Raw genomic sequence first — 17,941 nt, 5'->3', positions numbered from 1 at the left:
AAAAGACGAAGTATTAAAAAGCTTCGGAACTTTTCCAGGGTTCAATACCTCAGGACTCATTACGTCCAGGGTTCAGTACGTCCAAGACCTAATATGCCTAGGACCCAGTATCTTTTTTATTCGACGAGCTGTTTAATCAGTTAAGCGCGCCAAATGGCTATTATCTTGTCAATCGCTATGTGCGTGTACTTTCCATTCTGCTCGAGAGTGAGCACGTTGTCTGCGCAGGCTTCCACCCTTCCGTTAAAAACATCAGGGCCTCCACAGTAAACATCTACGACTTCGCCTAGAAGGTGTTCTACGATAAAAGGCTGCATTTCTCTACACCTCGGTATTTTCTCACGTATTGAACTCTGGCTCGCTAATGAATAACCTTTATTTTATGGAGATAAAGGCACTAAATTTAGCTTTCCAGAGAATTTTCCAGCTTTAATCAGGTTTCTCAGCGCTAATTAGGTTTAGGAGAAGACCGCAAGATCTTTCCTTAATCCATTTGTCCTCTATAATACAGGAATAAATTGAAATATGAAATTTTGAGCTTATTGGCTCCAGAGGGCTATTATTTTGTCGATGGCTATATGGGTAAGTTTCCCTTGGCTACTGAGAGTCAGAACGTTATCGGCACAAGCTTCTACATTTCCCTTGAAAATGTCAGGCCCACCGCAGTAAACATCTACATCCTTGTTGAGATAATGTTCCACTATAAAAGATTGTATCATAGATTTTTTCTCCTGCTTATTTTCTTTGTAACTTGCTTATTTACTTGTTAGTTTGTTTGATGGCAGAAACTGGCGGTCTGTACATCCACAGATGTCCGTTAATTGTAACTATCTTTTCATTTCATATAAATATATTTAGAAACTAAAATTGCTTTTGGGGTATAATGCCGTTAATTTCTGAAAGGAAAATCAGCTTACTTACTCAGAGCCTGCATAGTTCTTAGTTCTCGTTTTCCCGAAAATAAAAAATGGTTATATGGCTTCGTTTCTCCGGGTTTACTTGCTCAGAGAATTCGGGAAAGCTAAGTTTATCTGGAGAAATCTTATGAGGCCGGCTTTTAATGAAAAAGAATTAAATTCGAAATTGTCTGGGAAATTTTACCTTAAAAATTCTCAAATTTAAACGATAAATCTTTTCTCTTAGAATTAAGCGAATCAATCTTCTCTTTCAGAATTTTTGGCTTCACGGCCTTCATAGAGGAAAATATCCTCAATACGGACGCCAAAAAGCCTGGCAAGCTTGAATGCAAGTTCAAGCGAAGGATCATATTTACCTTTTTCAATTGCATTTATGGTTTGCCTTGTCACCCCTACTTTTTCAGCCAGGGTTTCCTGAGTAAGATCGTGTATTGCCCTGTAAACTTTAATATTATTTTTCATTGAAAACTCCATATTTTCACAAGCGAATGTAAACGGATGTCTGACGAGATACTCCAGTAATCTGGAAATATGTAAACTCCAACCGTCAACTTAGCCTCCTGATTTCATATTAAAATACATATAAAAGATAGAGTAAAGTACAAGACTCGTACAAGCTGCATATGACATGAAAAAACCAAAATCTGTATATTTTGGATAAGTATCCTTCATTGCTACAAGGACTGTACCCCCGATGGCAAAACTGAGAATTATGAACTGGAGTGTAATCCCTGAAGCTTTTTGACTTACCTGGCGAATTCTCTCATCTTCCACAATATCTTCCAGTCTGCGTTTTGATAGGTATACGACAGCTATGCCCCCAATGAAGGAAGCTATGGCAATTGCAGGATTTCCTATTGAAATCGAAAAACCAATGGCAGCTGCCATAACCATTGTAGTAAGAAAGTTAATTATTTTGAATTGCTTGCGTTTCATTTTCAGAACCTCCATAAATAAAGATTTTTCAATGAAAACCTAATTCTCTCAGCATATTTATGTGTGTATATGTGTACAAATTGTATACTTTTGATGACAATATGTAACTCAAACTTTACATATTGTAAATAGTTTATTATACTATATAATATTGTCGAGAGGTTGTTCAGAGTACACGGATAAAGGTTGATAGAGAGGCAACTAGAAGAGCAAGATTTCAATACAGAATGGGTAGAAAGTATATACTCATTAGAAGAAAGTTAAAAACTTACAAAAACCCACTTTCTATAGATGTTCCTAAAAATACCATCCATTTTCTCACAGGGCAATAATTTAAAAGCGCATCTCGCCTTTAACGGATAATAGCGGGCAAACTAGTGAATAAATTCTACATCTGTGTACATCTGGAATATTAATTGAGGAGCAGGGAGTATGATTAATGGAAGTTTTGAAATAATTTGTGGAGTTGTTAGCCTGCTAGCCTGCTAGCTGTATTCTGCATAAAAGAAAATAATAAAAGATAGTTACGCTGACTTTTCGTAAAGGTCTTCAAAAAATAACATTTTTCTTGTTATTATTTTTTGAAAATTATTCAAAAATCTGCAGTTATCATCTCAACTGAAGCTTTGGGAAATAGGTGTGGAAGTTTTCAATGAAGGCGAAAAGGTCGAAAATTTAGAAAATTTCAAAAATACATGTTTGAGTAACCAGGGCGATTTTCAGAAAAAACGATAGCATGAAATCTTGTGAAAGTTGAAAGGACATATGTGGAAGGTGGGGAAAAATAGATAAACTAAATTGTTAATGAGTTCTACTGTTTAGTCCAATTACTTTGTAAAATATAGTCTAACTCATAGTACCAATGATAAAAATTATGTAAAAATCGGAAGCATATACACAAATTTAAAATTCTTATCCAATCAATCAAAAACACCTGAGTTTTAAAAGGCAAACTTGAAAAAATAATTTATACTTGTCTTGCATATTATTAACTATGCAAGATAATTTCTTAAGACACGTTGAAATTGTATTTTGTGTTTGCCTCATGATACTTTTTCTAATTTCCTGCTGTAACACTTGACGGAAGAAGAATTTAAATCCTTACCCTCTTCAACGATACATACGATTTACAGGCTCAATCATTATGACTACCAGAGTCTGGTTTTCATAATTAATTCTATAAAGCAGCCTTAAATGCCTGGATCGCAGTCTGAAAAGCTTCTCCTTACTCTCAATTATTCTTTTTGCTCGCGGTGGAACTGGATCGAGGGCAAGCTCACCAAGAGTTTCTTTGACCCTGGAGTAAGTCATTTCATCTGCCGATTTCAAAAAGGCTTGAGCAGGAATATCAAGAAGGACTTCAAACACTTTAGAGCCTCACATTCTCAAATCTGTTTAAGGTACTAATTTCTTTCATCGTTTTCAGATTTCTGGATGCTTAATTTCTTTTCTTTTATGGTTAGCAGGCTATCTATAACCGTTATATGCTCCATTATTTCTCCAAGTTATTTTTGGTTAAGCTCCTTAAAGAGCCTCTCATCAATTCTTTCTCCCTTAATAGAAGCCACTGTTCTACTTATTCATCTAGCTTACTGTTAAGATTATGGCTCATGATTCGCTCTGTAATTACAGAGAGGAATTCTATAGACGCTCCCTGATTTGATTCTAATAGCACTGATGTATCAACTGCAAAGGAAAGCGTATACGCATAAGAATTAACGCTTATTTCTTCGACTAAAGACTTAAGGATTTTATATATCGATACGTAAAAACATTAAAAGAGGATTGAGTATCATTCCACACTATCCTCAAAAAGCTTTCTAACCTCATCGAGATTTTCCGGTGGGCTGATCACAAGCAGAATATCATCCGCGAGAATTTCAGTCCCAGCTTCAGGTCCGGGAATTATTCTATGACTACGTGAGATTGCAAGTGCAGACACTCCATAATTCTTCCGAAGATTGAGTTTCCCAAGAGTCATTCCTGCTGCTTTTGAAGATTTTCCAACCCTGATACTCCGGATTTCCACATCTGCAAAATCAAGAGCCAGATCGCAGATTTTTTTCCTGGGAATGTCAGGACTTCGAAGCATCTTATAATGGTCAGCACGTAATGTTGAAGTCAGGGAATTGATTTCACTGCTGGGAACTAAGTATCTGTGAAGCACCCTTGTGAAAAGCTCTATTGAGCTTTCAAACTCATCAGAAATGACTTCATCTGCCCCAAAATCATAAAATTTGTCCAGCTCACTCAGGAAATGCGTTCTGGCAATGATGTGGATTTCCGGATTTAACCTTTGGGCAGCTTCAATTATTCTTTTGGCGCTCGGAGGATCACCTGCGGTCACGACAACAGATTTCGCAGTCTGGATGCCGGCATGTTCCAGCACAGCATTCTGAGCAGCATCACCGTAAAAAATATGCTCTTCCCTTTGTTTCTCTATCCGTACGACTTCAGGATTCATATCAATTACTATGTATGGAATTGAAGCTGCTTTTGCAGCAGTCACGACATTTCTACCGTTTATCCCAAATCCTACTATAATTACATGGTTTTCAGGTTTCTCTTCAGATTCGTTTTCTTTAAATTTACTGTACCAACCCTGTTTTAATATTGGGGGGAAAGGTAGCAAGTCAGCAAAAGTCGTAGTTCGATACCCTATACTCATAAACAGAGGGGTAAGCACCATAGAAAGCACTGCCACATCCAGAAATTCCTGGTACATAAGAGAGGAAATTAATCCACTTGCAAAACCTACTTTTGCAAGAATAAAGGAAAACTCCCCAACTTGTGAAAGGGAAAATCCAACCAGAATCATTGTATGTAAAGGAAAACCTATGAGAAAGGTGCTCAAACTGTTTGCCAGAGCCTTCAGGAGCAGCACAGCCAGAGTAGCAGTCAGGATCAGGAGCAGATGTTCTCTTAATATATTGAGATCAAGCAGCATCCCTATTGAAATGAAAAAAATACTCATGAACATGTCCCTGAATGGGATTAAATTCCCAAGAGCCTGAACCGAATACTCAGATTCCGAGATAATCAGGCCAGCAAGAAAAGCCCCCAGTGCCAGAGATAGCCCAACCATGGAGGTCAGCCAGGCGACAGAAAGCCCTATTGCTATAACGCTTAGGAGAAAAAGCTCATTATTCCGTGTCTTTGCCACCTGGTACATGATGAAAGGAACGACATATCTGGCGCTTAGAAGGGTGAACACGATAAGCCCAAGTCCCTGCAGGATGAGCTCGAAAAAGGACTTCTCGGTTCCTGGGATGCCTGCAAGAACCGGAATCAAGAGAATAATTATTACTGCAGCGATATCCTGGAAAATAAGTATTCCTAAGGAAGTTCGCCCGTGAAGACTATATATTTCTCCTTTTTCCTGTAAGAGTTTAAGGACAATTGCAGTGCTGCTTAATGCCACTAAAAGCCCAAGGAAAATCGAAGATTCTCTGGAATTTCCAAGCCAGATGAATATAAGAGCAACAACAACTGAAGTTATGGAAAGCTGTAAACCGCCTCCAAAAACTACGATTCTACGAAGCTGTAAAAGGTCGCGTAGTGAAAACTCCATGCCTATAGTAAAAAGCAGGAGTACGACTCCTATTTCGGCCAAAAATTCAATGTTTTCAATATCCTGAATAAGTCCAAAACCAAAAGGTCCGGCAAGAATACCTGCAAGCAGAAAACCAATTAGTGGAGCTATTTTTAATTTTGAGAAAGTAAAAACTACAGGAATCGAAAGTCCGAAGATGATCAGGAGGTCGGTTAAAAGATTCGTTGCCATCAATATAAATTAATTTTTAAATAATATAAATGTTATTATATAGTAAACTGTCAAAAATAATAAAAACTGAATATGATGCTACATGAAGTTAAGATAGGAAAATCTGGGTTTCCGATATTTTAAAATATTGTGATGGTTTCAGATAGTAACAACCGTGAATCCTTAATTAATAATTCAGGTTGGAAGCATGTTCGAATGAAATCGTGTACAAAATCCAGATACAGACTGTTACAAATAGATAAGACGCAGGCTACTACAAATAAATAGAGAATTAAAGGAAATAATCTCTTTAGATGAAATAATCCCTTTAGATAAAACTTTAAAATAAAAAACGACGAGAGGGGGACTCGAACCCCCGGGATGCAGAGCATCACGGGATTAGCAATCCCGCGCCATACCGGGCTTGGCTATCTCGTCACAAAGGACTTTAAGAAGCGCGTCCCCTTAAACGCATTTTATGTATTTAATCTTTTCCAGGCGAAGGGTTTAACAAAGACTATTTTACAAGAAGTATAATAGTTGTGCCATAAAACTGAGTCACCTGATGTATTCTGAATCACCTTATATGTTGAGCGATGAGCACACCTCAGGTTGCTGAATCTTGGAGATACCAGGAGACTGGAATCTCTTCTCCACCCCGCAGCCCCGCAAGCGATAGTTGCCCACAGTGAGTCTGCTCCCTTCCGGGCCTCGACCGGTTTCCGCAGTTAGGATATGAAGACCTGCTCTCCAGCAAACCCGCATACCTGCACCGTCCAAGCAGGACGGGGCTTCTCCGTTGAGAATCCAGGCTGGAGTCCCTTCGACGCATCTTCCCTTGGCTTCGTCCCCCGCATATCGGCGATTTCGGGTTACAGGTAACGCCGGGCTACCCGGACTAGCTCATCAGCTATACAAGGACACTTTTAATATATAAAGATATGCCAGTCATATTCCTCCCGCTGTCTGTTTTTTAGTAATGAGATCGGAATGTTTATCCGGCCTTAAATGAAAAAACGAAGAGAATGGAACTATTTTTCAAAAACTGAAAAAAAGTATTAAGGTAATTGTCGAGTCTTAAATATATAGGGAGGGACAAACCACCTTATTTATATCTCATTTTTCAAAATAGTAATATAAATCTCAAACGGCTAGTATAGTAAATCAAAATACCCGACAAAATATTGAGAACTAGTGCTTTGACTCCAAAGTACGTTCATAAAATCTTAGTTTTTGATTGGTCTGTTGATTAATAAATTTCCTGCTAAACAAGAAACTTATTTTGGAATCAATGTACTAGTAGGGGAGTTTGTATGAGATATGGGGTTGCAGTTGACTTGGGAACAAGTGGATATCGAGCTCAGAAAATTAACCTCGATACTAAAGAAATTAAAAGAACGGCAATAACTTTAAGAAATCCTCTCCCAGGAGCTAACGTGATGAACCATGTGGACTTCGCAATCCGCTACGGGGAGGATCTTGCGCACGGACTTTCTATAAATGCGGTGAAGAATCTGCTCCAGAATCTTGATTTAGAAAGTGGAGAGCTGGAGAGAATTTCTCTCTGTGGAAACCCTATCCATATGTCCATCTTTCAGGGGATTAGCATTGAGGACTTGGCCTATGCAGGGGAACGAAAGAAAAAGAAATACGATATAAAGGAACAGAATAGGAACGCAAGGATTGTACATAGCAGTGAAATTCCGGGGCTTGAAGAATTTAATTGCGAAGCTGTAATTCCCCCTGCAATAAAACATGAAGTTGGGGCCGACGCCTTAGCCCTGATAGTAAAATCTGGAATGCTTGATAGTGACGAAATTTCAATTGCTACGGATTACGGAACAATTGCGCTGAAAGTAAATGAAATCATTTACACGGGCTGCGCAGCAACCGGTCCAGCCCTTGAAGGACAGCAGATAAAACATGGGAACCTTGCGTCTCCCCACTCAATTTCAGATTTTGAATTTGAGGATGGGGCATTAAGAAACTACGTATTAAATGAAGAGATGGAAGTTATTCCCGGAGATCTTGTAGATCCAAAAACAGGAAACACCATTGAAAAAGGCATAATCGAAGCCAGAGGAATTACAGGTACAGGTGTTATAGCCCTCATAGAGAAAGCAATCAAACACGACCTTGTAGAGATCCCCAAAGTTAAGACACCAGACGGACTGATTCACCTTCAAAACGGGATGGATTTCTCTGAAAGAGATCTGAAAGAAGCCGGAAAAGCTATAGGGGCTATTCGTGCAGGGCATATTACACTGTGTGCAACTGCAGGTATCGAACTGACAGATATTGATACTGCTTATATGGCAGGAGCTGCAGGCACTTACATGGATGCTGCAAAAGCTCAGAAAATCGGCTTGATCCCATACACTACAGGAAAAATTTGCCAGCTTGGAAATACTTCACTTGCAGTTGCTCGTGAAATCCTGCTTTCGGAAGAAAGACTCTGGGAACTCCAGGATATTGCAAACCAGATGGCGGACACACATATAATGCTTGCGACTACCACACAGTTTCGGGATGCGTATATTTTAGAAATTGCTTATTGGGAAGAAGGTATGCCCTTCAAGATGTTTAAGAAATATCTAAAAAAGAAAGGACTTCCAGGCCTTGGTGACCCTATAGATAATCCTGTCATTGAGAAACGCGTAAAGAAAGACATTCCAGTGCTTGGAGACGAAGGATTACATATAATGGAAAGATCCGGAACATATATGACTATGCTTGTCGACTGCCCTGAATGCAAAAAGTGCATAAGAGTCTGCCCAAATAATGCCATAACAATCGACGAGGAAAACAGGATTATAATAGGTACTGATCTTTGTGAAGGTGCTCATTGCCAGAAGTGCATAAAGACCTGCCCTCCAGACAAATTCAACTGGAAAAACTTTAAAATATTCAAACCGTTACAACAGGCATTAGAGGCATGAGAAAGTATACTAAGGGTCTCTGGTCAGGCGACTTCTAAATCCTCCAATGGAATCAAAAAAATATAGGGTAATAGACAGCTTATGCAGATTAAGGGGGAAATAAGTGGAAATAAACGGAAATACACGAAAATAAACGGAGATTACGATAACCAGAGAAAATAACCTCCTGTAACCTCTTGAAAAAACGAAAGATTAAAAAAGATTAGAGAAAGTAAGTTAGAGGGAATAAGTTTCACGAAGTTTTGCAACAAGTACTTCAACCTGTTCAACTGCAGTTCCTATATATTTGTCGGGATTTACGAGACTTTCGATATCTGTAGCAGTTAAATATCTTGCAATATCAGGAGTTTCCAGAAGTACTGTTTTGAAGTGCTGTCCTGTATCGTGAGCTTTCATTGCTGCAGTCCGCACAAGCTCATGGGCTTCCTGCCTGCCTACTCCTCTTTTTGCAAGCTCAATCATTACAGCTTCTCCCATATTGAGGCCCTTGAGCAATTCCAGATTTCTCCGAATGTTTTCAGGATAGAATTTCAAGTTTTCAATTACGTTTATCCCGAGCTTAAGGATGTGATCCGTAAGCACGCAGGCTTCAGGGAAAACTACCCGCTCGGAGGAAGAGTTGGTCAGATCCCTTTCATCCCACAGGGTATTGTTAAGGAGTTCGGGCTCGACCATAGCTCTTACAATCCTTGCAAGCCCACATATCTGCTCGGACTTTATAGGATTGCGCTTATGGGGCATGGTAGATGAACCTACCTGCTTTTTTCCAAAACTCTCTTCGATTTCAGCAATTTCACTGCGCTGGAGAGTCCTTATTTCTATACCGATCTTATCCAGAGTCGTGACCGTGTTTGCCATCCACATTACAAACTCGGCGTGCCTATCCCTCTGAATGATCTGGCTGGAAACATCTACAGCGCCGATTCCAAGGTACTGCATTGTAAGTTTCTGGATAAGAATCCCGGCTTTTCCAAACGCAGCCTGGGTCCCAACTGCACCTGTCATCTGCCCTACAGTTGCTCTTGGTGTGAGCTGATGGAGACGATCCAGATGCCTTGAAATTTCTGAAGCCCATATAGCAAAACGCAGTCCGTATGTTGTCGGAACCCCAATCTGTCCATGAGTTCTTCCGCAGCAGACCGTATGCTTGTGGGCTTCGGCCTTGTCAACAAGAACCCCGAGCAGAGTTTTGAGTTTATCTTCCAGAAGATCAATTGCATCCTTAATCTGGAGAGCTGTTGCCGTGTCCAGGATATCGTTTGAAGTGGCTCCGAAATGTACCCATTTTCCAGCGTCATCTCTGCACTGTTCAGAAATCGCAGTGACCACAGCCATCATATCATGATGGATCTCGGCTTCAATTTCGTCAACTCTCTCGGCTTTTACGGAAGAGATACTTTCAGATATAATCTCAGCCGAATCTGCGGGGATCAAACCCATATCCGCTTCGGCGCGGGCAAGGGCCGCCTCGACTTGAAGGAGCTTGGCAAGTCTGTTTTCCTGGCTCCACACATGTTTCATTTCTGCTGTACCATACCGGTAGTCTATAGGATGAATCAACACATAAATCACCATTTATAAGACAAGAAATTAAATAAACCCTAAAGAGTTAAATTAACCCTAGAATTACACTTAGGACCTGAACGTTTTGGCTTTAAATAACGATTTTAATTTTAAATAACGATTTTAGCTGTAAATGGTTATCAGCGTTATATAATTTCAATGTTAACTTTACCGCAGTCCAATGTCAACTTAATTACAGTTTCAGTCTTGGTTTAAGCATGCAGGGCAGAGAATAAACAACCTAAGCAATAAATAAGCTTTGAGTTAGCAGGATAGGAAAAACGAAGATTATTCTAAAAATATAAGAAAAGAAGCTTGCAAACTCAATAAAAGGCGGACTTTTTTGATGAAAAACGTTATATTCCTTAACATCCATTAAGCGGGCTATATACCTTATCAATATTGAAAAATAATAGCAGGTGACAAAAATGGGTCGTTTTCCAGAAGCAGAAGAAAGATTATTAAATAAAAAAATTTGCATGAGATGTAATGCTAGGAATGCAATAAGGGCAACCCGCTGCAGAAAATGCGGCTATAGTGCTCTTCGGGTAAAATCCAAGGAATCCAAGGGAGCATGATCTTTTTTGCAGGTGGAAGCACACCTTCAGAAAATCATTGATCAAGAAGGAAAAGTTCATCTTACCCTTATCGATCCCGCTTCCCAAACGCCTGAACGAGCCGCTGAAATCGCCCTTGCAGCAGTTAAGGGAGGCACCGACGCCATCATGATAGGAGGCTCAACCGGAGCGTCGGGAACTCTGCTTGATGAAACCGTCATAAAGATAAAAGAAAAAGTAGATGTCCCCACCATTCTTTTCCCAGGAAGTTCAGCCGGGCTTAGCAGGTATGCAGATGCCGTATTTTTCATGAGCCTTCTAAACTCAAGAGATCTAGGGTATGTGATCACAAACCAGGTGCTGGGAGCTCCGCTTGTCTACAAGAGCCAGATAGAACCTATCTCCATGGCATACCTTATAGTCGAACCTGGAGGGACTGTTGGCTGGGTAGGGGACGCAAAACTGATTCCCAGGAAGAAACCTGAAATTGCCGCAGTATATGCCCTCGCAGGCAAATACCTTGGAATGCATTATACCTACCTTGAAGCCGGATCCGGAGCTGACAAGCCTATCAATCCTGAGATGATAGGAGCTGTCAAGCAAGTGCTTGGGGAAAACAAACTCATTGTTGGCGGCGGTATTAGAGATGCAGAGGCTGCAAAACTCTGTGCATCGGCAGGTGCGGATATGATAGTTACCGGTACCGTTCTTGAAGAAGTAAGGGACGTTACTGCAAAAGTGGCTGAGCTTGTGTCAGCCATAAAAAGATGAACCCTTAAAATAAGATTCAGGACGTGCTGCCTGCTTTTAAGCGTGATATACTTATTTAAGACTTATTTAATTCTTATTTAATTCTGCCGTTCTTCTAAATTACTTATTCTTTCAAGTTATTTTTTTCCGGAACACAGTTTTTCTTTAACACTCGAAAAGATATAAAGTATGCTTATTTGCTTAATCATATTCCTTTAGGGCCAAAATCGATAAAATCAAGCAGTAAGTAACTCTTTCATTCTAGAAAGCTCTTCTTTTAGTTCTAAATTGATGCGAGGCCTCTGAGAATTTTGATTTTCCATAGTTATTTTTAAGACTGTCTAAGTCAAGTTATAGCAGCCGATTGTAATAAATAGTTATAAGGTAATATCTGACTCCTATTTTAGTATAAATTCTACTGACGTAAAAGCATCCGAAAATTGCAGCGAAAAAAGACAAATTATTACGCGTAATTGGCAGAGTTGCAGAACATATTTTGGATCAGCATTAACTTGCGATTAACACTAAAAGGTATGATTATGCTCAGAGTTTCCAACCTGGTTAAAGATTATGAGGTACGTTCCGAAAAGATAAGAGTGCTGGATCATATTGACCTCACGGTGGAGAATGGAGAAATTCTCGGGATAACAGGTCGAAGCGGAAGCGGAAAATCGACATTGTTACGCATCATTCGGGGAGTTGAGCCCTTTCAGGAGGGAACTGTAGAAGTAGATGGAAAAATTATAACGCCTGCTTCAGGGATTGAAGGGGAAAAGTTTCTGAAGAGCGTAAGCGCAATACACCTCCAGCGAAACTTCGGGCTCTGGAACGGGCCTGCTATTGAAAATATTATAAGAAAGTTAAATTACCTTCGAGTAGGGTATGAAGCCCTTCCAAAGAATGAATATCTTCCGCACAGCGTAGCTAATGACTACGACGAGCTGTTTAAAGAAGCAATGGAGTATCTAAAACTCGTGGGTTTGGAGGATAAGGCGCTTCATTCCACCAATCTACTGAGCGGAGGAGAAAAACAAAGAGTTGTAATGGCAAGACAGCTTGCCGCAAAGCCGAAACTCCTTCTCCTCGATGAACCCGTTACAATGACCGGGCCCGACACAAAACAGGAAGTCCTTGATGTAATAAAGAGCCTGAAAAAGAAGTTGAATATCCCAATTATAGTAGTTTCTCACCTGCCGGAAATTCACGCTTATCTTGCCGACAGGCTAATCTTCCTTGAAAATGGAAAAATTGCAGCCGACGGAGAACCGTCTCTGGTACTTAAAAATTTCCTCAGGGATATGAAGCCAAAGGAAGAGCTTGCGGAACCCGCGAGGAAAGAAGCTTGCATCAAGGTTAAGGAAATTTCAAAACGTTATTCCATCATCAGGATGGGAGAAGTCCTTAATATCAAAGATTTTTCTCTCGACATTTACAGGGGAGAAATTCTGGCTTTTATCGGATCATCGGGAGCTGGAAAAACAACCCTTATGAAACTCATGGAAGGGCTTGTAAAGCCTAAGAGCGGAACCGTCGAGTATCTCTGCAATGGGGACTGGGTAGATGTCACCGAGTATAGCAAAAAGCGCGTGGAGCTCCGGAGGATTATGAGTATTATGAACCAGGAATTCTCTATGTCCGTGAACTCAACGGTCAGGGATCAGATCAGGTTCAGGCTAAGCATGAAAAAGCTGGGTGCAATCGAATATGCAAGGGGTAAAGCCAGGGAGATGGGGCTTTCGGATGAGACCCTTGATACCATATACCGCCTACCTGACATGCCCGAAGAAGAGAAAGAAACCGCACTGCAGGAACTGAATCTGAGTGATACCATCTATTTCGAACTCTTTCCGACGATCCCAATAACTGATGTTGATGCCTATGCAAGGCCAGTATTTGAAGCCCTTGACCTTCCAATGGAAATTCTTGACAAAACTCCTTATCAGATCAGCGGAGGTGAGCATGTAAGGGCTTTCATTGCCTTAAGTCTTGCAACATCTCCCGAGTACCTCATGCTTGACGAGCCCTTCGGAGACCTTGATCCTGTAACCCTCAGGGATGTCACAAACTCTTTAAAAAGAATTAATGAACGCTTTGGCACAACCATTGTGCTTGTGAGCCACCACATGGATTTTGTTCGGGAAGTCTCCCACAGGGCTGTATTGATTGATAACGGAGCTCTTTCAATGGACGGAAAGCCGGCAGAAATCTGTCAGGAACTGATCAACAGGAGCAATGCCCCTTACATGGAACACAGCATGGAAGACCTTGTCGAAGGTAGTTTGGAGACTAATTAATAAACAACCAGAAGGTTTTTAGCAACCGTTGTTCTGCAACCGTTGCGCCGGTTGATCACGCCGATAGGGTTTGGGAATAAGGTATTCAAATTCAAATATTGAGACGTTTTCTGTCAAGCCTTTTTTCAAAAGGCTTGTTTTTAATTTATTTTGATCGTACCTAAAGTTTGCAATTTTTCTTTTTTTACAGAGTTGTTTACTCAAGCTTGTTTTCTTCGCAAAGCCGATCCCATTCTTCGTTCCCGAATTTTATATACAGGCTTGCAGGCACAATTGATTTTTCGAGTTCTCGGATTGTTTTTTCGGAGAGTCTCTGGTTTTCTACAAGTTCTCTTCCTGCGCATCTAAGAACTTTCTTATATTTTCCCAGGAGAGGTTTTAGCATGATATTGCTTTTTCCCCTGAAGATTTCTCCTTCCCCTCTGTAAATCTCCGCAATGAGTTCAGTGTGAAAAGTTCTTGCAAGCCGCTTGAAAAAAAGGCTTTCGACCTCAAAGTTTATCTGGCCCGGCAGCCCGGCGTTTGATATCACGGCGATTTTTGGAAGCTTTTCATAGCGTTTTGAGTGCCTGTATTCCCCAATTTCGTCTTCTTCAAAATGAGGCAAAAGCACAGGAGCAAGTCTATCTATGAAGTTTTTCATAACAGCCGGGATATTATCGAAATACACGGGACATGCGAATACTGCAATGTCCGAGGCCACAAACTTGGGAAGCAGATCATCCATATCATCCCTGATTGTGCAACTTCCAGGGGTCTTAAGCCAGCATTCAAATTTTCCTTTGCAATATTCAATTCTTTTTTCGATCAGGAAAATGTTTTCAGTTTCTGCCCCGGCTTCTTCTGCTCCTTTCAGAAATTCCTCTACCATAATTAGAGTGTTTCCTTCCCTGCCCTTATGGCTCCCGCTGAATACTATTATTTTCACGTACTAATCCCCCTTTCCCCTTGAATAAATAATCTGTGAGCTGAAGAGAATGTTCCCAACAGCCTTTTCGATAAAAGGCCAATTTTACACTTATGCGTTTTTACTTATTTCCTTCCAATCACACCTGCGAGGAGATTTATCTTCCTTCAGCTCATTGTTTTCAGCTCTTTTTTCTTTATCGTCCTCAGCAAATCTTTTCCCGGCAGACCAGGCCTTGCCCAGGTGCTCACCTATTGCCCAGTAGTTATTATCATAAATGGAAAAAACTATAGGCTTAATCTTTTCAATATCAGGAATTTTATTACAGAGATACCTTTCCTCTGCATAACTTTCAACAATCCTCCCTATGAAAACCTCGCTCGCGCCTCCTAGATCCAAGATATCTACAAGTCTACACTCAAGATTCACCGGACATTCCCGGATCATTGGGGCTTTTTCAAGTTTTCCGTAGAAGGTTTCGAAAACTTCGGATTTATCGGTCCTTTTTCCTGAGACTATACCACAGTAGTCCGTAACCTCCACCATATCCCGGGAAGGAATATTTACACTGAAGCACTGGTTTTCCCTTATTCCTTCATTTGTATGGTGCATTTTCCCCAGGGTCACCGCGATCATGGGAGGGATTGACTGTACGACTCCGCAAAAAGCGACTGTCAGGTAATTCGGCTTTCCATTTACACAAGCCCCTACGAGGGTAATGGGCATAGGGTAAAGAAAATCTCTGGCTCCAATGGCCTTTTTCTCTCCAATCTCCGTATTTTAGTCCTCCTCAAAGCTGCGCAGATCAATACTGGCATCGACTTAAATTAATAGTACCGAATTCTGCCGGCAAAGATTAAATCGAAAAATCCTATTTTCAGTTATTTTCAAGATACATAATTAGTATTCCGGTTTTTATCAATATATAAATTAGGACATAATTATCCAGAGAAAAAATGCCCTGTATAAGTTTGAATGCAAGATTATACTATAAGTCTGAATGCAAGATTATACTATAAGTTTGAATGCAGATTATACTATGGTAGGGAAGTTTCCACCCTTGATGCCGTGACTCTGTTTGAAACTTCAAGTAAGCCGAGCTTCAATCTTCAGATACGGTAGGGAAATACAGAATATGTTTGCGAATATTTAAAATTAAGACGTATTCCGTACTGTTCCGTTTCGTACGGTTTCGTTTCCTAAGGTTTCATTTCCTAAGGTTTCATTTCCTAAGATTTCATCTCCTAAGATTTCATCTCGTAAGGTTCCCAAAACCCAATAAATACTAAATTCTCAAATATATAACTGCTTTTAAAAGAACTGTATCAGCTATTTAGGATATTTCTTATATATGTTCGTAATATACATATAAAAAATGAAGCGTATGTATAAGTGTCATAAGTTTAGAAAGAGGATTGTGTTGCCCTAAACTCTTTAGATGGGTTAAATCGCTTAAGTCGCCTGAAATTGCTGAACATTAAAATTTGCTTCTTTAGACTCTGTCTCATACTCCATTCAAGACCAGTTGCATAACATTGAAACGCAGTTAGAATATGGAGGGGAAAGATTTTGAGGAAAAATATTGTCGAAGACTCCGGATTTTCTTCAAAAGCTCCGCAGAGTCACCAGATCTCTGCCGTGTATGAGGACGTCGAAGGATTGATAGAACTACTTGTTACCTATTTTAAGGAAGGAATTGAAGGGGGAGAGTATTGCTTATGGTTTTCCCCGGATAAACTGGCCATTGAAGGGGCAAAGAATGAACTTAAGAAGGCAGGAGTGGATGTCGAGCGTTATCTCACTTCATCTCAGTTAGAAATTCTGCCGGCTAACCCGTTCCCGGAAAATCTTACTATTCTTGCGTCAGCAGTAACAGAACTCGCAGAAAAAGGATATAAGAAAACCCTTTCTGGAGGATTTTCAGGATTTAGAGTGAATTTTGAGATTAAAAATACTGAAAATTCTCTTAAGTCCTGTCTCGGGATATGTGGAAAGACCATTGAAACGGTGGCTTTAGAAAATAATAAAAGTGTCACACTTCTCTATACCCTTCCTCTTGAAGAACTTTCAGGTAGAGCCCTGCTTGAGTTAATGGAGGAAAACAGCGTTTTTGCCAAAAGAAATGGAAAATGGGAGCGTTTGAGAAGTCTGGAAGAAGAAATAGAGCTGAAAAATAATTTTCCCAAAGTGGAAAAAGATATAGATGCCCCAACCTGGATCAAAAACGGGCTGATAGTTAACATGAGTCATGAGCTTCGGACTCCCCTTAACTCGGTTATAGGTTTCTCCGATTTGCTGCTAGAAGGGGCTTTCGGGTCCCTTAACACAAGGCAATCAAAATATGTAAGTAATATTCTCATAAGCGGGAATAACCTTCTGGAAATTATTAATAACCTACTTGATATCTCAAGGCTCGAAGCCGGGGAAAGGAACCTTAACTATGAGGATGTAGATATTGCCAGCCTTCTAGGAGAGATAAGAATGAGTCTTCTCTCATTTGCCTCGAATAAGAAAGTCAGTGTAGAAGTAAAGGTCGATGCCTCCCTTGAGAACGTCCAGGCTGACAGGACAAAGCTGAGACAGATCCTGTACAGCCTAATGAATAATGCTATAAAACTCACTCCTGAAAAGAAAAAGGTCACTGTAAATGCTCTCAAAAAGGAAGGGATGCTCGAGATTAAAGTTTCGGATAGCGGAGTGGGGTTGTCAAAAGAGGATCATGAAAGGATGCTTATGCCTTTTATTCAGGCAGATCTTTCCACAACCAGGGGATACGGTGGAACCGGACTTGGACTTTATATTGCTAAAAACTTCGTAGATCTTCACGGAGGAAAAATCTGGGTGGAATCAAAGGGAGAAAAAGGAAGCACGTTTATCTTTACTCTTCCTATGAATAAGAAAGAGATAATTTGAAAGGAGATTGGCTAAGACTGGGATTAATAACCATCTTGCACACTTTATCCGGATAGAATCGAAAAGGTCGAGTGCAGCCTGAAACTACCCCGAATGTTTCAGGATATCTGCCTAAGCTGTACTACATTCAAAACTTACAAAAGTTAATTTTCCAAGGGTTTTTGTTCCTCTAGGTGTGTCCATTTTCTGCTCTGTTTCTCCCTTCTGTAAATCAGCATGTTACTCATTTTCTTCTCTGCTTCTTCTTTCTGTAAACTAGCATACCTGCACCGGCGACGACAACAAGTATTAAACTTGGAGCAAACATACTCAAACTCTCACCCTGAGTTTCCTCAGTGGACTGAATATACATATTGCTTACTATATTTTCGTGCTTATTTATTCCGTTGTTATAATTTGCAG

General features: G+C 40.2%; 14 protein-coding genes, 1 tRNA gene and 1 other RNA gene. 5 read left to right on the top strand and 11 right to left on the bottom strand.

Features of this window, described 5'->3' with window-relative positions; all coding sequences use genetic code 11:
• Positions 1 to 140: 140 nt before the first annotated feature.
• The 8 genes from BP621_RS09425 to ffs all read right to left on the bottom strand — a co-directional run bounded on the left by BP621_RS09425 (position 141) and on the right by ffs (position 6,525).
• Complete coding sequence (locus BP621_RS09425; protein WP_292389377.1) at positions 141 to 317, bottom strand: MM0924 family protein; 177 nt, start codon at positions 315 to 317, stop codon at positions 141 to 143.
• A gap of 222 nt (positions 318 to 539) precedes the next feature.
• Complete coding sequence (locus BP621_RS09420) at positions 540 to 719, bottom strand: MM0924 family protein (protein ID WP_292389376.1); 180 nt, start codon at positions 717 to 719, stop codon at positions 540 to 542.
• 435 nt (positions 720 to 1,154) lie between these two features.
• Positions 1,155 to 1,379 carry a helix-turn-helix transcriptional regulator gene (locus BP621_RS09415; RefSeq protein WP_292389375.1) on the bottom strand — a complete coding sequence of 75 codons (225 nt, stop codon included), beginning with the start codon at positions 1,377 to 1,379 and terminating at the stop codon, positions 1,155 to 1,157.
• 90 nt (positions 1,380 to 1,469) lie between these two features.
• The gene (locus BP621_RS09410) at positions 1,470 to 1,853 is read right to left on the bottom strand and encodes a DUF2178 domain-containing protein (RefSeq protein ID WP_292389373.1); all 384 of its coding nucleotides are present in this window, start codon (positions 1,851 to 1,853) and stop codon (positions 1,470 to 1,472) included.
• Between the two features lie 1,110 nt (positions 1,854 to 2,963).
• Positions 2,964 to 3,221, bottom strand: a complete 258-nt coding sequence (locus BP621_RS09405) for a type II toxin-antitoxin system RelE/ParE family toxin (RefSeq protein WP_292389372.1) — start codon at positions 3,219 to 3,221, stop codon at positions 2,964 to 2,966.
• Between the two features lie 424 nt (positions 3,222 to 3,645).
• Positions 3,646 to 5,637, bottom strand: coding sequence for a monovalent cation:proton antiporter family protein (locus BP621_RS09400; protein WP_292389370.1), 1,992 nt, complete (start codon positions 5,635 to 5,637; stop codon positions 3,646 to 3,648).
• A gap of 332 nt (positions 5,638 to 5,969) precedes the next feature.
• A tRNA-Ser gene (locus BP621_RS09395) sits at positions 5,970 to 6,054 on the bottom strand.
• A 156-nt stretch (positions 6,055 to 6,210) separates the two neighbouring features.
• Positions 6,211 to 6,525: signal recognition particle sRNA (ffs, locus tag BP621_RS09390), an RNA gene on the bottom strand.
• 404 nt (positions 6,526 to 6,929) lie between these two features.
• Here ffs and BP621_RS09385 point away from each other — a divergent pair.
• Positions 6,930 to 8,555, top strand: a complete 1,626-nt coding sequence (locus BP621_RS09385; protein ID WP_292389369.1) for a methylamine methyltransferase corrinoid protein reductive activase — start codon at positions 6,930 to 6,932, stop codon at positions 8,553 to 8,555.
• 216 nt (positions 8,556 to 8,771) lie between these two features.
• On the opposite strand, the gene purB is transcribed toward BP621_RS09385, so the two are convergent.
• On the bottom strand, positions 8,772 to 10,118 hold the full coding sequence (purB, locus tag BP621_RS09380; RefSeq protein WP_292389367.1) for an adenylosuccinate lyase: 1,347 nt from the start codon (positions 10,116 to 10,118) through the stop codon (positions 8,772 to 8,774).
• Positions 10,119 to 10,546: 428 nt separating this feature from the next.
• Between purB and BP621_RS09375 the strand changes: the two genes are divergently transcribed.
• From BP621_RS09375 to BP621_RS09365, 3 genes are all read left to right on the top strand, one after another.
• Positions 10,547 to 10,696, top strand: a complete 150-nt coding sequence (locus tag BP621_RS09375; RefSeq protein WP_011305703.1) for a 50S ribosomal protein L40e — start codon at positions 10,547 to 10,549, stop codon at positions 10,694 to 10,696.
• A gap of 6 nt (positions 10,697 to 10,702) precedes the next feature.
• Positions 10,703 to 11,446, top strand: a complete 744-nt coding sequence (locus tag BP621_RS09370) for a geranylgeranylglyceryl/heptaprenylglyceryl phosphate synthase (RefSeq protein ID WP_292389365.1) — start codon at positions 10,703 to 10,705, stop codon at positions 11,444 to 11,446.
• Positions 11,447 to 11,964: 518 nt separating this feature from the next.
• Positions 11,965 to 13,719 carry an ABC transporter ATP-binding protein gene (locus tag BP621_RS09365; RefSeq protein WP_292389363.1) on the top strand — a complete coding sequence of 585 codons (1,755 nt, stop codon included), beginning with the start codon at positions 11,965 to 11,967 and terminating at the stop codon, positions 13,717 to 13,719.
• Positions 13,720 to 13,915: 196 nt separating this feature from the next.
• On the opposite strand, the gene BP621_RS09360 is transcribed toward BP621_RS09365, so the two are convergent.
• Both BP621_RS09360 and BP621_RS09355 read right to left on the bottom strand, forming a co-directional pair.
• Positions 13,916 to 14,647: a flavodoxin family protein gene (locus BP621_RS09360; RefSeq protein WP_292389361.1), complete on the bottom strand. Its 732-nt coding sequence runs from the start codon at positions 14,645 to 14,647 to the stop codon at positions 13,916 to 13,918.
• A 90-nt stretch (positions 14,648 to 14,737) separates the two neighbouring features.
• Entirely contained in the window at positions 14,738 to 15,352 is a 615-nt protein-coding gene (locus tag BP621_RS09355) for a flavin reductase family protein (RefSeq protein ID WP_292389360.1), read from the bottom strand.
• Between the two features lie 843 nt (positions 15,353 to 16,195).
• On the opposite strand from BP621_RS09355, the gene BP621_RS09350 reads away from it, so the two are divergent.
• Complete coding sequence (locus BP621_RS09350) at positions 16,196 to 17,539, top strand: ATP-binding protein (protein ID WP_292389359.1); 1,344 nt, start codon at positions 16,196 to 16,198, stop codon at positions 17,537 to 17,539.
• Positions 17,540 to 17,941: the final 402 nt, after the last annotated feature.

Source organism: Methanosarcina sp. UBA5 (assembly GCF_002505485.1).
GTDB lineage: Archaea > Halobacteriota > Methanosarcinia > Methanosarcinales > Methanosarcinaceae > Methanosarcina.
This window is presented reverse-complemented; position numbering and strand designations above follow the sequence as displayed.

Coding starts and splice junctions, on each gene's coding strand:
- BP621_RS09365 (WP_292389363.1), top strand. CDS start 11,965: ATGCTCAGAGTTTCCAACCTGGTTAAAGATTATGAGGTACGTTCCGAA.
- BP621_RS09355 (WP_292389360.1), bottom strand. CDS start 15,352: ATGCCCATTACCCTCGTAGGGGCTTGTGTAAATGGAAAGCCGAATTAC.
- BP621_RS09375 (WP_011305703.1), top strand. CDS start 10,547: ATGGGTCGTTTTCCAGAAGCAGAAGAAAGATTATTAAATAAAAAAATT.
- BP621_RS09385 (WP_292389369.1), top strand. CDS start 6,930: ATGAGATATGGGGTTGCAGTTGACTTGGGAACAAGTGGATATCGAGCT.
- BP621_RS09420 (WP_292389376.1), bottom strand. CDS start 719: ATGATACAATCTTTTATAGTGGAACATTATCTCAACAAGGATGTAGAT.
- BP621_RS09410 (WP_292389373.1), bottom strand. CDS start 1,853: ATGAAACGCAAGCAATTCAAAATAATTAACTTTCTTACTACAATGGTT.
- BP621_RS09425 (WP_292389377.1), bottom strand. CDS start 317: ATGCAGCCTTTTATCGTAGAACACCTTCTAGGCGAAGTCGTAGATGTT.
- BP621_RS09400 (WP_292389370.1), bottom strand. CDS start 5,637: ATGGCAACGAATCTTTTAACCGACCTCCTGATCATCTTCGGACTTTCG.
- BP621_RS09415 (WP_292389375.1), bottom strand. CDS start 1,379: ATGAAAAATAATATTAAAGTTTACAGGGCAATACACGATCTTACTCAG.